Here is a 12,444-nt window from a genome sequence, read left to right as displayed (position 1 = left end):
TGAAGTCCGCGCTCCTTGGACGCTGTGGACGTTCGATGCCGGAGAGTGTTTGTAGAAAGATTAGGGTAGAAAGATTTTCTGAAATGTTTCTGCCCCAAATCTTTCTACCTCAACCGGTTTGGATTGATGTGCGAGTGATGCCGAAGCTGCGGCAGGTATGGCGTGTGAAATGATGTGAAGACATCACTGAGTCGTGCATGGAAGAAGGGTCTCGTTCACGGTCTGCCGCCACATTTGCAGGACGGCTTCACGTGCCTCGGGTGCTTGCTGTGCGATCGACAGGTCTCTCACTTGACGGTCGATCTCCTGGGTCACCCATGGGTGGCGGCCAATCAGAAGGTCAGACTCCTTGCCCGGTGTGAGGGATAGATCGCGGTGCAGGGCATTGTCCAGAAGGGCCAGTGCTGCGTCAGAAACGTGGGCCACCTCACTGGTGTCATGTTTGTGAATGGCTGCTGCCAGGGCATGCAACATCACGATGGCTTGAAAATGGTCATTCTGCTCGGCAGCGAATGCTTCATCTGGAATCATCCTTTCCAACAATGCCGGAGCATCGTCTGGGAATTCATCCAGGCCCTTCAGGCTTTTCCACACCTTGTCCCAGAGGGCTGGGCATGCTGCTGTGGAGCTATCAAGCTGGTCCTCGCTGAGTCGGATGACACATGGAAGCGCACGCTGGCAAATGGCTGCGGCCCAACCAAAAGCACGAATGCTGTCGAGACCCGTCAGGGAGATCTGGATGAATGCCGAGTGCGAGAGGATGACGTTCATTAGAGGTTCGGAGAATGGCAGAAAGATTTTCTGAAATGTTTCTACCCTCATCTTTCTGCCTTTACCGGCTTGGAAGGGAAACCGGTAGCGGACAGCCCCTTCAAAAAACTTTTTTGGTTAGACCGTCAGGCCGGTGATGCGCTGCATGACGTCATCGGCGAGGGTTTGATACAGGTCGCGGCCGGTGGAGGTGGCGGCGGCGAGGTCGGGCTGGTATTTTTTGCCGACGACGAGGGTGATCTGGGCGGGGTGGAGGAACTTGGCGCCGCGCGGATAGGCCTCGTAACTGCCGAAGATGCGCACGGGGAGGACGGGGGCGCCGGTCTTGGCGAGGAAGAGGCCCACGCCGGCCTCGGCCTTCTGCGGGAGGCCATCGGGACTGCGGGTGCCTTCCGGGAACATGAGGACTTTTTTGCCAGACTTCAGGAGGCGGATGGTGGCCTTCAGGCTGGAGGTGTCCGGCTTGTCGCGGTCGATGGGGATGGCCTGCCACTGGCGGAGGATTTTTCCGGCGAGGGGATGGTCAAAGAGGGTCTTGCGCGCGAAGAAGTAGAGGGGCTCGTCAAAGGCCTGGCCGATGAAGGGCGGGTCCAGGAAGCTGACGTGGTTCGCGGCGATGATGGCGGAGCCTTCAAAGCGCAGGTTCTCGGCACCGACGATGCGAAAATCATAGAGCCCCCGCGCGACGGTGCGGAAGAGACTGTGACCAAGCCAGTAGGTGAAGTTCATGCGTTTTGTTCTTGGTTCGCTGTTCTCGGTTTCCGGTTCTCGGTTCGCCGTTCTCAGTTTCTGACTCTTGGCTCTTTGCTTTTAGTTAGGCAGTTTGGAGAGCACCTGCTGCACGGCTTGCTCGAGGGTGAGGTGGCTGTTGTCGATGACGATGGCGCCCTGGGGGACGACGAGGGGGGAGGTCTTGCGGGTGCTGTCCAGGCGGTCGCGCTCGGCCACCTGGTCGGTGTGGCCCTGGGCGCTGCGGCGGGCGGCGCGGACTTCCTCGCTGGCATCGATGTAGAATTTCAGGGGACTGTCCGGGAAGACGACGCTGCCGATGTCTCGCCCCTCCATGACGAGGGGGCCGATGGCGGCGAGGGCACGCTGGGCGGCGACGAGGAGGTCACGCACCTCAGGCACGCGGGCCACGTGGGAGACGGCGCGGTTCACGGGGTCGCTGTTGAGGTCGGCATCGGTGAGGGTGCGGCCATTGACCTGCACCTGGGTCTGGCCTTCGACGACGGGCGACTGGATCTGGAGGGTGGCGGCGGCGGCGCGCACGGCATCTGCATCCGCAGGATCGATGCCGGCATCCAGCACGGCCCAGGTCATGGCGCGATACATGTTTCCTGTGTTCACATAGATGGCGCCGCGCTGGCGGGCGACAAGGCGTGCGACGCTGCTTTTGCCGGAGGCGGCAGGGCCGTCGATGGTGATGACAGGATGGTCGGGCATGGGGTGAAATGCGTGAAGAGAGGCGGGCGTGATGGTCAAGGGAAGAGTTGTCAGGGTTCGCTGTTCGCGGGGCAGTTCTTGGTTCCTGGTTCTTCGTTCTTGGTGGGGGAAATGGGGGGTTTTTAACCGCTAATAGGACGCTAATTAAACGCTAATAAATGCCTTGGGATATTAGCGTCCTATCAGCGTCCTATCAGCGGTTAGAGAGTCTTGGCTGGCAGTATTCTGAACCACGAATGGACACGAAGAGACACGAATCGTTCCAATCCATTTCTGGCAGAAAAATTTGGGCAGAAAGATTTCAGAAAATGTTTCTGCCCTAATGTTTCTGCCAAATTTCAAGTCGCAGGGCCATTCACGGTTGCTTTTGAGGAGTGGTAAAAGACCGGCCAAATGATGGGCGCGAAAGTTGGTTTTCTCCTGGGTGGGGCACCGGCCAGAGGACCGGCCAAAATTCATTTCACTTCTTCGTCTGGGTCTGCGTGGCCCACCAGGCGTCGATGGAGGGGAGGTCGAAGAGGCGGAAGCGCTGGCCGACGCGCTTTTCGAAGCTGGTCTGGGCTTGTTTGACGACATCGAGCGAGGGGTCTTCGTGGAGGGTCTTGAGCAGGGCTGGGGTGACGGGGGCGTCTGGGTTTGCGCGCAGGAGGTAGGCGCAGCGCAGGCGGACTTCCCAGGGCTGCTGGTGATCGTGCATGAGCTTGATGAGCTGGTCGGATTTCAGGTCGGCCTCGGCTTTGACGGGGCTGTCTTTTCCCTTGAAGAGCTCCTGGATGGGCAGGCGGTAGTTTGGGTCAATGTTTGACGCGATCTCGAAATACGCGGCCACGCGGCGGAACTCGGCGCCGGCGGCGTGGTGCATGTTCGCGGAGTTCTGGTTGAACATGGTCTCGACGATGGCCTGCAGGCCTTCGCGCGAGCCGGTGGCAATGGCTTTGTCCGCGTAGTCGGTGAGGCGGTTGCGCTCCTTTAAAAGCACGAGCTCGCTCGTGGCGGGGGTGACGGTGGGGATCAGGGCGGCGACCTGGGAGGCATCGCTGGCGCTGAGGTTCTGCGCGTTGCCGTTGCCGCCGGGGACGAAGGAGTTTTGCTTGATGACGAGGGCCATGCGGTCCGTCATTTCCTGAAGCGTGGCCTGCATGCGCTCGCGGTCGCCACGCTGGGAGTCGATCTGCTTTTGCAGGGCGCTGATCTGGTCCTGCGCTTTGCTGAGCTTGATCTCGAGGCCAGAGGTGTCTGCGCTGGTGGCGGGGGCTGATGCAGGAGCGGGGACTGTGACTGCGGCGGGAGCTGGCACGGGCACGGGGGCGGTGGTGTGGGCCTGGGTGCCGCTGTTTCGGGGGACGAGGCTGATGACGAAGGCCAGCATGAGCAGCTGGACGATGATGAAGGTGGGCCAGCCGACGCGGTTCTGGCGGTGGTTCGTGGTCTTGGGCTTGTCTACGGAGATGCGGAGCTCGGGCTGCTGGGTGTCATCAATGTGCTCCCGGGCCGTGGAACGGCTGGTGTCCCGCGTGAGTTTCTTCGTGGCGGTATTGGGCGGGGGCGGTGTTGAGTCAGCGGGTTCGGACATGCAGGAGGTGTGAGCGGAAAGTAGAGGCGATGAGTGGGGGAAAGTCGAGCGGGAGAGGATAGATAATTAACCACGAATGGACATGAATGACAGGGAAGGTTTAACCGCTGATTTGACGCTCATAAGGAAGAATAGATGGGCCTACGGAACACACGGAATACGCGGAAAGGGACGGGAGCCGGTGTTGGGTTGGACGAGGCTGGGGAGCGGATGCCAGAGAGGTATGTAGAAAAATTAGGGTAGAAATATTTTCTGAAATGTTTCTACCTTAATCTTTCTACATGAACTGGTTTGGCATTTTTGGTTAGCCGTGAAGGGGGGCTGAGGTCCCTGGAGCGCGGATCTCCGAATCCGCAGCAAGGTTGAGCGCAAACGGGAGGTGAGGACGGGTCTCCATTGTGCTTCGCATCCATGATCTTGGGTCTGAAGGCACGGATGGCATAGCATCACCTCACTCAAGATGGCCACCCGGCTGCGGATTCGGAGATCCGCGCTCCTTGGGTCGTGGGTGCGCTCGCCGGAGATTTGGTGGAAAGATTAAGGGCAGAAAGATTTTCTGAAATGTTTCTGCCTTCATTTTTCTGCCTTTTTGGTTGGGCTGCCTGATTCACCTCACGGTTTCCACCAGGCGTCGAGCTGGGTGGTGAGGGCGGTGACTTTGTCTGCTTGCTCGGGGGCGAGGTTTTTTTCCTCGGTGGGGTCGGACTGGAGGTCGTAGAGCTCGGTGACGTCGCTGGGCTGGTTCTTCCTGTCGGGGATGATGAGCTTGGTGTGGCCGTCGATGATCCAGCGCCAGCGGAGGCTGGTGGCGGGGACATTGAGGTCCACGGCGTTGTGCGTGAAGCACTCGCCATAGATGGTTTTGCGGGCGGTGACGGCGGCTTCATCCAGGAGGTTGAGGCCGGTCATGGACTTCGTGGGTTCGAGGCCGGCGGCTTTCAGCAGGGTGGGGGCGAGGTCGATGGAGCTGGCGAGATCCGCGGACATCTTGGGAGCTATTTGGTTAGGCCAGCGGATCATGATGGGGGTGCGCAGGCCGCCGTCATACTGGCTCTGCTTGGACTTCTCAGCATAGCGGCCGGTCTTGGGGTTGGTGATCCAGCCGTTGTCAGTGACGTAGACGACGATGGTGTTTTCACGCAGGCCGTTGTCATCGAGATGCTTCAGAAGATCGCCGCAGGTTTCGTCAAACCAGTCGACCATGGCCCAGTATTTGGCGATGGGCTCGCTGGGGGTTTTGTCCTTGTATTTGTCGAACAAGCGTTGCGGTGGGGTGTGCGGGTCATGGGGCATCATGGGCGCATACCAGACGAAGAAGGGCTTCTTGGCACCCTGGGCTTCCTTGATGAAGTCATAGATGGGGGCCATGGTTTTGCGGCCGATGTCCAGGCCGTCATCACCATGGCGTCCGCCTTTCGTCATGCCGTGGGTGAAGCCGCCGCGTGAGTAGTGCTTCTGCCACCATTTGCCGGTTTGCAGGCTGAGGTAACCCTTTTGCTGCAGCATCTTCGGGAGCGTGCCGGCTTCTTCGAGATGCCGGCTCATGATCTCGCGACCTTCATCAAAGTGCGGGCTCTTGGCGAGGGCCTTCTTGGCCATGCCTTCGGGGATGGGGGGATCGTTGCTGGTGACCTTGTGCTGATGCGGATACTGGCCGGTGATGATGCTGGCGAGGCTGGGGCAGCAGAGGCTGCAGGGCACGTAACCGCGGGTGAAGGTGAGGCTTTCCTTGGCGAGCTTGTCGAGGTTCGGGGTCTGGATCTGCGGGTGGCCCATGAAGCCGTAGTCACTCCAGAGATGATCGTCCGAGATGATCATGACGATGTTTGGCGGGGTGTCTGCGGCGCGAAGCGCGGACGCGGAGAGGAGCAGGGCTAGGAGGAAGAGACGCTTCATGGGTGGAGTGGAGCGGGAACGTGAGGAAGGGGCGGGATCTAGCGGAGTGGTTTTTTCCAGCAGATTCAGGGAGGCCCACAGATTATTTTTTTAACAGAGTTTAAAACCAATCTGCTGGCCTTCCTGAATCTGCTGGAGTTTCGAACGAGATGAGACTGTCAGGAGAAAGTTTGGCAGAAAGATTAGGGCAGAAAGATTTCAGAAAATTTTTCTGCCCCCAATCTTTCTGCCTTCATCCGGAGAGGCACACCGCAAGAGGAAGGAATCACGCAAGAGAGATGGATTCCAAAATCATGAATCAGGCAAACCTTCCGCCTTTGGGGTCTTTCACGATGTTCTTGGACTCGGTGGCGATGACGCGGAGGGCGGGGTGGCGCATGGCGCGCTCGAGGGTGATGAGGTAGCAGGAGAAGCCGCAGCGCACGGGACGGCCGATGGGCTTCAAGCCGTAACGCTGGGTGGCGTCATCCAGCACGACGGCGGCGATGGGGACGATGCCGAGGCCGTCTGAGGCGGCCATTTTCATGAGGGCCACGTCGTCAAACTCGGCGACGACGCGGGGGTGGAGGCGGTTGGTCTCAAACCAGCGGTCGATCTCATGGCGCCAGGCGGTGCGGCTGGCGGGGAGGAGCATGGGGGCGTCTTTGAGAGAGGCGGGGAAGCCTTTTCCATACTGGCGCACGAGAGCGGGTGTGGCGCAGAAGATGACGGGGGAACTGCCTAACAAATGATTGAATGCCTTCACGGGCAGGGAGGAGGATGCGGGCTCGTCTGAGAGCACCACGTCCAGCCTGCCGGAGGCGAGCAGGCCCACGAGGTCCTGGGAATGCCCCTCCGCGCAGGAGAGCTGCAGATGCGGGAGGGCCTTCATGGCGGGGCGGATGTATCGCCAGGCCACAAGCTTCGGCAGGGAGTCTGTAATGCCGATGTTGAGGCGCAGGTGGCGGCTGCTGCCCAATCCGTGTAGCGACCGGACCATTTCAGTGCCGAGGGAAAAGATCTCTGCGGAGCATTCCATGACCAGGCGGCCCTGCTCGGTGAGCTTCAGGCCGCGGCCGGTGCGGTCAAAAAGCTGCTCCCCGAGGGTGCTCTCCAGCATTTTGATCTGCGCGCTGATCGTTGGCTGAGAGAGATGTAGGCGCGCGGCGGCGGAGCGGAGACTGCCGGCGCGCGCGACCTCCCAGAAGAGACGGAGGTGGTGGTAGTTGAGCTGGGGATCCGCCATAGGAAAAAACAGGTTCGGTTTTTTCGAAGTATAACTTCGAAACATCGAAATGGTCAAAGGGGCATTCCATCCGTTTCTCAGTTCCCCAAACGCGGTCTGCTTCTGGCTCCCCGAGGCAGGCTCTGCCGCGTTTTTTGTGCTCTACCCCCCATGCCCAAATCTGATGTTCCTGCCTCTTTCCCTGCCTCTTCTGATCCGATCTCTGCACACACGCTGACGCTGGCGCAGCTGGTGAGCATCACCGGCGGCGAGTATGACATGGAGCAGGCGCGGCGTGCGGTGCTGCAGGCCGGACGTGCGTGTGAGGCGGAGGATCCGCTGGCGGCGCTGACGGCTGCCGCAGCGGTGGTGCATCTGCGGGTGACGCCGGTGCGGAGACCGCTGGCAGAGCTGATCTGGCAGGTGCGTGATGATGCGCCGCTGGTGATCTGGCATGAGGTGGAGAGGCGCTGGGTGGTGATCACCTATGCGGGCTGGCTGCGGCTGCGCATCGCGGAGCGTGAGCACCCGAACCACCGCGTCACGCTGTCACGCTCCGCGCTGGCGCGCAGGCTGGGTTTGCCAGGGGTGAACGCGGTGGTGGAGGCGGGCATTGTGCAGGCAGAGAGAGCCGTGCAGGGGATGAGTGCCGCGGCGCTTTCACACGGGCATGGCCATGGGCATAAGAATGGTCATGCTCATGGACATGGGCACGGATCGGTGAGCCCGGTGCGGCGCTTCTTTGGCCTGCTGAAGGCGGAGCGGCAGGACATCCGCACGCTGCTGATTTTCTCGGTGTTTGCCGGTCTGCTGTATCTGGCGCTGCCGCTGGCGGTGGATGCGGTGGTGAGTAATCTGGCCTTCGGCGGGCAGCAGCTGCCGTATGTGCAGGCGCTGGTCATTCTTTCCATCGCGCTGTTTGCGTGTCTGGCGCTGCAGGCGGTGGTGACGGGCTTTCAATACTATGTGTCAGACGTGATCCAGCGACGCATCTTTGTGCGTGCAGCCTCCGATCTGGCGCATCGTCTGCCACGGGTGCGCGCGGAGGCGCTGGATGAGGTGCATGCGCCGGAGCTGGTGAACCGGTTTCTGGATGTGGTGACGGCGCAGAAGAGCACGGCGCTGCTGCTGCTGGACGGCGTGAACCTGGTCTTCAGCACGCTGACGGGCATGCTGCTGCTGGCGCTGTTTCATCCGCTGCTGCTGACGTTTGTGGGGGTGATGCTGGTGGTGATCATTTTGATCCTGTGGCTGTGCGGCCGGGGCGCGGTGAGCACGAGCATCGAGGAAAGCCGCATGAAGTATGATCTGGTGAACTGGTATGAGGAGATCGCCCACTTTCCCTTTCTCTTCAAAGGGCCGGCGGGTTACAGCCTGGCGGCGCAGCGCGCGGACCATCTGGCGGCGGGCTACATCGATGCGCGCACGCGGCACTTCCGCATTCTCATGCGGCAGATCGCGGGTCTGCTGACGCTGCAGGTGGTGGCGGCGGCGGCGCTGCTGGTCACGGGTGGTTATCTGGTGATCAGTCAGCAAATCACGTTAGGCCAGTTGGTGGCCAGCGAGCTGATCATCAGCGCCATCGTGGCCTCGCTCTCGAAGCTGGGGAAGCAGCTGGAGGCCTGGTATGATGCCATGGCGGCGATGGACAAGCTGGGGCACATCTTTGATCTCGAAACCGAGCGCGAGGGTGGTGAACGTCCTGCGAAGTGCGAGGGCGCGGCCTCGGTGAAGGCGGAGGGGCTTTCCTTCGGCTATCTGGAAGGCGTGCCACTTTTCGGCGGACAGAATTTTGATGTGCCACCGGGAGCGCGAGTCGCTGTGGTGGGGCCGCATGGATCCGGGGCGAGCTCGTTGCTAGACATTTTGTTCGGCCTGAGGCAGCCGGTGTCCGGCTATGTGACGGTGGACGGGCTGGACCTGCGCAGCTGGTATCTGGAGGCGCTGCGGGAGAGTGTGATGCTGCTGCGGCGGGACGAGATCGTGGACGGGACGGTGGTGGAGAACCTGCGCCTGGGCCGCACGGACATCGGCATGGACGAGATCCGCGCGGCGCTGGCACGCACGGGCCTGCTAGAGGATGTGCTGCTGCGCCCGGAGGGGCTGAACCTGCGCCTGAAGATCGGTGGAGCACCGCTGAGCGGCAATCAGCGCACCCGCCTGCTGCTGAGCCGTGCGCTGGTGCAGAAGCCGAGATTGCTGCTGGTGGACGAGCTGCTGGATGGTGTGGACGAGTCCTGCTTCCGCGAGCTGTGCGGGGCCATTTTGGACAAGTCCCTGCCCTGGACGGTGGTGGTGACCACGCGTGATCATGGCGTGACCCAGCAGTGTGACCAGATCATCCAGCTGGCGCCGTGTCATCTCACGGATGGAACGGACGCGGTGAGGAATGACGAATGACTAAATCCGAATGACGAATGACCAAGGCAGACGAGACATGATGAAGCGCTTTTTGTTATGTAGAAAAATTATGGTAGAAATATTTCCTGAAATTTTTCTGCCCTAATTTTTCTGCCAAATGGTTCGGGATGCTGATGGACGAGAGGACGAACGGCCTAACTTTTGATGTGAATTGATATGACGAATGCTGTGAAAACCATGAAACCGCAGACGGCGCCGCTGGCGTCGCGGTCCACGCTGCCGGCGCTGAATCTGGCGGGATCCGCGCGGTTCACGCGCATCTTCAGCCGGGTGCTGCTGGCGGGGTTTGTGCTGCTGCTGGCGGGGCTTTTTTACATGCCGTGGCGGCAGTTTGTGTCCGGCACGGGCCGGGTGATCGCCTTCAATCCGCTGGACCGCCGCGTGAATGTGGAGGCGCAGGTCTCCGGGCGTGTGAAGCACCTGCATGTGGTGGAAGGGCAGCGGGTGAAGAAGGGGGACCTGATCATCGAGATCCAGGACAATGACCCGGACCTGCTGAACAACCTGCGCGCGCAGCGTGAGTCTGTGGAGAGCCGCCGTGACTTCGCGAAAGGGCGCGTGGAGTCCCTCACGGCGCAGATCACGCAGCAGGAGCTGGCGAAAGGCCAGGCGATCGATGGCGCGGAGCAGCGGGTGGCGGGGGCGAAGATCGCGGCGGAGACCTCTCAGCTGAATTTCAACCGCACGAAGGAGCTGTATGACAAGCGGCTGGAGTCCCAGCGGAATCTTGAGCTGGCCACGCTGTCCCGTGACTCCACGGTGGCGGAGCTGAGGTCCTCCGAGGCCGCGCTGAAGCGCACGAGCAATGAGTTTGATGCCACGATCGCCTCCACGCATGCCTCCAAGGGCACGGCGCTGTCTGAGGTGGCCACGGCGGAGCGTGATCTTTCGGCCATTGACATCCAGATTAACCAAAACTTGCGTCAAATGGTGGAGTCGCCCCGTGACGGCATTGTGCTGCAGGTGGCGGCGACGGATGGCACGTATCTGCGTCCGGGCTCGCTGATCTGCGTGATCATTCCGGAGACGGACAGCCGCTATGTGGAGGTGTGGGTGGATGGGAATGACATGCCGCTCATCCATGCGCGCCGTGAGGAGAATGGCGTGGTGAAACATGGCAGTCCGGTGCGCCTGGCCTTTGAGGGCTGGCCGGCGGTGCAGCTGATCGGCTGGCCGCAGCTGGCGATCGGCACGTTTGGCGGGGAGGTGGTGTTTGTGGATGCCACGGATGATGGCATGGGCCGCTTCCGCGTGGTGGTGGGCCCGCTGGATGATGTGGTGGACCGTGGTGATGGCCAGGGTCCGGTGACCGTGGGCTGGCCGGACAAGGAGAGATGGCTGCGCCAGGGGGTGCGCGCGAACGCCTGGATCATGCTGAAACAGGTGCCGCTGTGGTATGAGCTCTGGCGGCAGATCAACGGCTTCCCGCCCATGCTGCCGCAGGGTGGAGACAAGCTGGACCCGACGAAGAAGGGGACAGGCGCGGCAACGTCGTATTAAGCCCTTCAATGACCTAACGAACTGCATGACTGTCAAAACGATCTCTTCTTTGCTCCCGATGATGCTGGTGCTGTGCGCTGGCCTGGACCTGCACGGTGCGGACAAACCGGCACCGCAACCGAAGCCGAGGCCGCAGGCGTTGCTGCTCTCTGAAGTGCTGGCCTCTGTGCAGGGGCAGTATCCGCCGTATCTGGCGGCCTTGATCGAGATGGACATGGCGAATGGCCGTGTGCGGCAGGCGCTGGGCAGCTTTGATCTGAACCTGAACGCGGGCGGCACAGCGAGCCTGGCCGGTTACTATGATGGCAATACTGGTTATGCCATGCTGGAGCAGCCGCTGCCTTTCTGGGGCGGCAGTGTGCATGGCGGCTACCGGCTCAGCAGCGGCTATCTGCCTAACTATAACAAGGACAGAACGGGTGTGGATGGTGAGACCGTGATCGGCTTCAAGATCCCGCTGCTGCGTGATGGCACGATCGACCGCCGCCGCGCCGCGCTGTGGCAGGCGCAGATCGACCAGGAGCTGGCGGACCCCATCATCCTGCGGCAGTATCTGGACTTCATCCGCGCGGCGGGGATCAGCTATTATACATGGGTGGCGGCAGGGCAGCGGCTGACCCTTGCTGAAGAGCTGCTACGGGTGGCGAAGGATCGTGACAATGCGATCGCGGAGCAGGTGCGGAAGGGCGCGTCGGCACCGGTGGTGCAGATTGACAACCGAAGGCTGGTGGTGAGCCGTGAGATCGCGGTGGTACAGGCGCAGCGGAGGCTGCAGGCCACGGCGATCGAGCTTTCGCTTTTTTATCGCACGCGTGACACCGCGGAGCCGATCATCCCGGCGCGCTCGCGAGTGCCTTCCACCTTTCCGGCGCATCCACGGCCGGATGATGCGCAGATGACGGCGGACATTGCGAAGGCGGCGATCTTCCGCCCGGAGATCCGGCGGATCGAGCTGCTGATGGAGAAGACGGGGATTGATCGTCGGCTCGCGAAAAACAACCTGCTGCCGAGTCTGGATGTGGGTGTGGAGGCGGGGCAGTTTCTCGGTGAGAACCGGCCGAAGGATCTGGAGCGGAATGAGGTGGAGGCGAAGATCGAGTTCAAGCTGCCGCTGCAACGTCGCGAGGCGAAGGGGCGGATGGACATGGCGGATGCCACGCTGGCGCGGCTGGAGCAGGAGCGCCTTTTCACACGCGACAAGATTTCCGCCGATGTGCGTGACAGCTACAGCGCGCTGGACGCGGCCTTTGACACGCTGCGCATGACGCGGCTGAACGTGGACCTGGCGCGGCAGCTGGAGCAGGCGGAGACGGAGCGGCTGAAGCAAGGGGCCACGGATCTGCTGGCGCTGCAGATCCGCGAGCAGGCGAGCTTTGACGCGCGTGTGCTGGAGGTGGATGCGCTGGCGGAATACTTCCGCGCGCAGACGAACTACCGCGCCGCCATGGCCGCGGATGCGCCACGGAAGGTGGGGCGGTGAGAGATCTGTGGAGCGCGGACTTTAGTCCGCAGCGGGTGGAGTGGAGAGGTGAGGTGGTGGGTGGGGGCTTGAGTTGTTCGTGTCGACGTCGGGTTGGAGGGGTGGATCGGAAGAGGGGGCCTGTTAGTTTTGATCGACCTGCTGCGGACTGAA

General features: G+C 61.4%; 9 protein-coding genes. 3 read left to right on the top strand and 6 right to left on the bottom strand.

All coding sequences use genetic code 11. From position 1 onward, the window contains the following. Positions 1-183 precede the first annotated feature (183 nt). From BGE01nite_RS27960 to BGE01nite_RS27935, 6 genes are all read right to left on the bottom strand, one after another. Complete coding sequence (locus BGE01nite_RS27960; protein WP_170267127.1) at positions 184-771, bottom strand: DUF416 family protein; 588 nt, start codon at positions 769-771, stop codon at positions 184-186. A gap of 117 nt (positions 772-888) precedes the next feature. Beyond that, positions 889-1,500 (bottom strand): lysophospholipid acyltransferase family protein, encoded by a 612-nt coding sequence (locus BGE01nite_RS27955; RefSeq protein WP_146856105.1) that lies wholly within the window; start codon positions 1,498-1,500, stop codon positions 889-891. A gap of 81 nt (positions 1,501-1,581) precedes the next feature. Further along, complete coding sequence (gene cmk, locus BGE01nite_RS27950; RefSeq protein ID WP_146856103.1) at positions 1,582-2,217, bottom strand: (d)CMP kinase; 636 nt, start codon at positions 2,215-2,217, stop codon at positions 1,582-1,584. A gap of 460 nt (positions 2,218-2,677) precedes the next feature. Next, the gene (locus BGE01nite_RS27945) at positions 2,678-3,790 is read right to left on the bottom strand and encodes a hypothetical protein (protein WP_146856101.1); all 1,113 of its coding nucleotides are present in this window, start codon (positions 3,788-3,790) and stop codon (positions 2,678-2,680) included. A gap of 612 nt (positions 3,791-4,402) precedes the next feature. After that, positions 4,403-5,686: a sulfatase family protein gene (locus tag BGE01nite_RS27940; protein ID WP_146856099.1), complete on the bottom strand. Its 1,284-nt coding sequence runs from the start codon at positions 5,684-5,686 to the stop codon at positions 4,403-4,405. A gap of 298 nt (positions 5,687-5,984) precedes the next feature. Beyond that, positions 5,985-6,911, bottom strand: a complete 927-nt coding sequence (locus tag BGE01nite_RS27935) for a LysR family transcriptional regulator (protein ID WP_146856096.1) — start codon at positions 6,909-6,911, stop codon at positions 5,985-5,987. A gap of 150 nt (positions 6,912-7,061) precedes the next feature. Here BGE01nite_RS27935 and BGE01nite_RS27930 point away from each other — a divergent pair, with 150 nt between their 5' ends. The 3 genes from BGE01nite_RS27930 (at position 7,062) to BGE01nite_RS27920 (ending at position 12,291) form a co-directional block, all read left to right on the top strand. Then, a complete protein-coding gene (locus BGE01nite_RS27930) occupies positions 7,062-9,290 on the top strand; it encodes a peptidase domain-containing ABC transporter (protein WP_146856094.1) in 2,229 nt (742 codons plus the stop codon). A 198-nt stretch (positions 9,291-9,488) separates the two neighbouring features. Further along, positions 9,489-10,811 (top strand): HlyD family secretion protein, encoded by a 1,323-nt coding sequence (locus BGE01nite_RS27925; RefSeq protein ID WP_170267126.1) that lies wholly within the window; start codon positions 9,489-9,491, stop codon positions 10,809-10,811. A gap of 25 nt (positions 10,812-10,836) precedes the next feature. Then, positions 10,837-12,291 carry a TolC family protein gene (locus tag BGE01nite_RS27920; RefSeq protein WP_170267125.1) on the top strand — a complete coding sequence of 485 codons (1,455 nt, stop codon included), beginning with the start codon at positions 10,837-10,839 and terminating at the stop codon, positions 12,289-12,291. The last annotated feature ends 153 nt before the right edge of the window (positions 12,292-12,444 follow it).

The organism is Prosthecobacter gellanilyticus (assembly GCF_007992435.1).
Taxonomy (GTDB): domain Bacteria; phylum Verrucomicrobiota; class Verrucomicrobiia; order Verrucomicrobiales; family Verrucomicrobiaceae; genus Prosthecobacter; species Prosthecobacter gellanilyticus.
The sequence above is the reverse complement of the archived record's forward strand: the minus strand, read 5'-3'. Positions and strand labels throughout refer to the sequence as shown.

What these genes read in the sequence shown, in the direction of transcription:
- BGE01nite_RS27960 (WP_170267127.1), bottom strand. Translation starts at nt 771, where the DNA reads ATGAACGTCATCCTCTCGCACTCGGCATTCATCCAGATCTCCCTGACG.
- BGE01nite_RS27955 (WP_146856105.1), bottom strand. Translation starts at nt 1,500, where the DNA reads ATGAACTTCACCTACTGGCTTGGTCACAGTCTCTTCCGCACCGTCGCG.
- cmk (WP_146856103.1), bottom strand. Translation starts at nt 2,217, where the DNA reads ATGCCCGACCATCCTGTCATCACCATCGACGGCCCTGCCGCCTCCGGC.
- BGE01nite_RS27945 (WP_146856101.1), bottom strand. Translation starts at nt 3,790, where the DNA reads ATGTCCGAACCCGCTGACTCAACACCGCCCCCGCCCAATACCGCCACG.
- BGE01nite_RS27940 (WP_146856099.1), bottom strand. Translation starts at nt 5,686, where the DNA reads ATGAAGCGTCTCTTCCTCCTAGCCCTGCTCCTCTCCGCGTCCGCGCTT.
- BGE01nite_RS27935 (WP_146856096.1), bottom strand. Translation starts at nt 6,911, where the DNA reads ATGGCGGATCCCCAGCTCAACTACCACCACCTCCGTCTCTTCTGGGAG.
- BGE01nite_RS27930 (WP_146856094.1), top strand. Translation starts at nt 7,062, where the DNA reads ATGCCCAAATCTGATGTTCCTGCCTCTTTCCCTGCCTCTTCTGATCCG.
- BGE01nite_RS27925 (WP_170267126.1), top strand. Translation starts at nt 9,489, where the DNA reads ATGAAACCGCAGACGGCGCCGCTGGCGTCGCGGTCCACGCTGCCGGCG.
- BGE01nite_RS27920 (WP_170267125.1), top strand. Translation starts at nt 10,837, where the DNA reads ATGACTGTCAAAACGATCTCTTCTTTGCTCCCGATGATGCTGGTGCTG.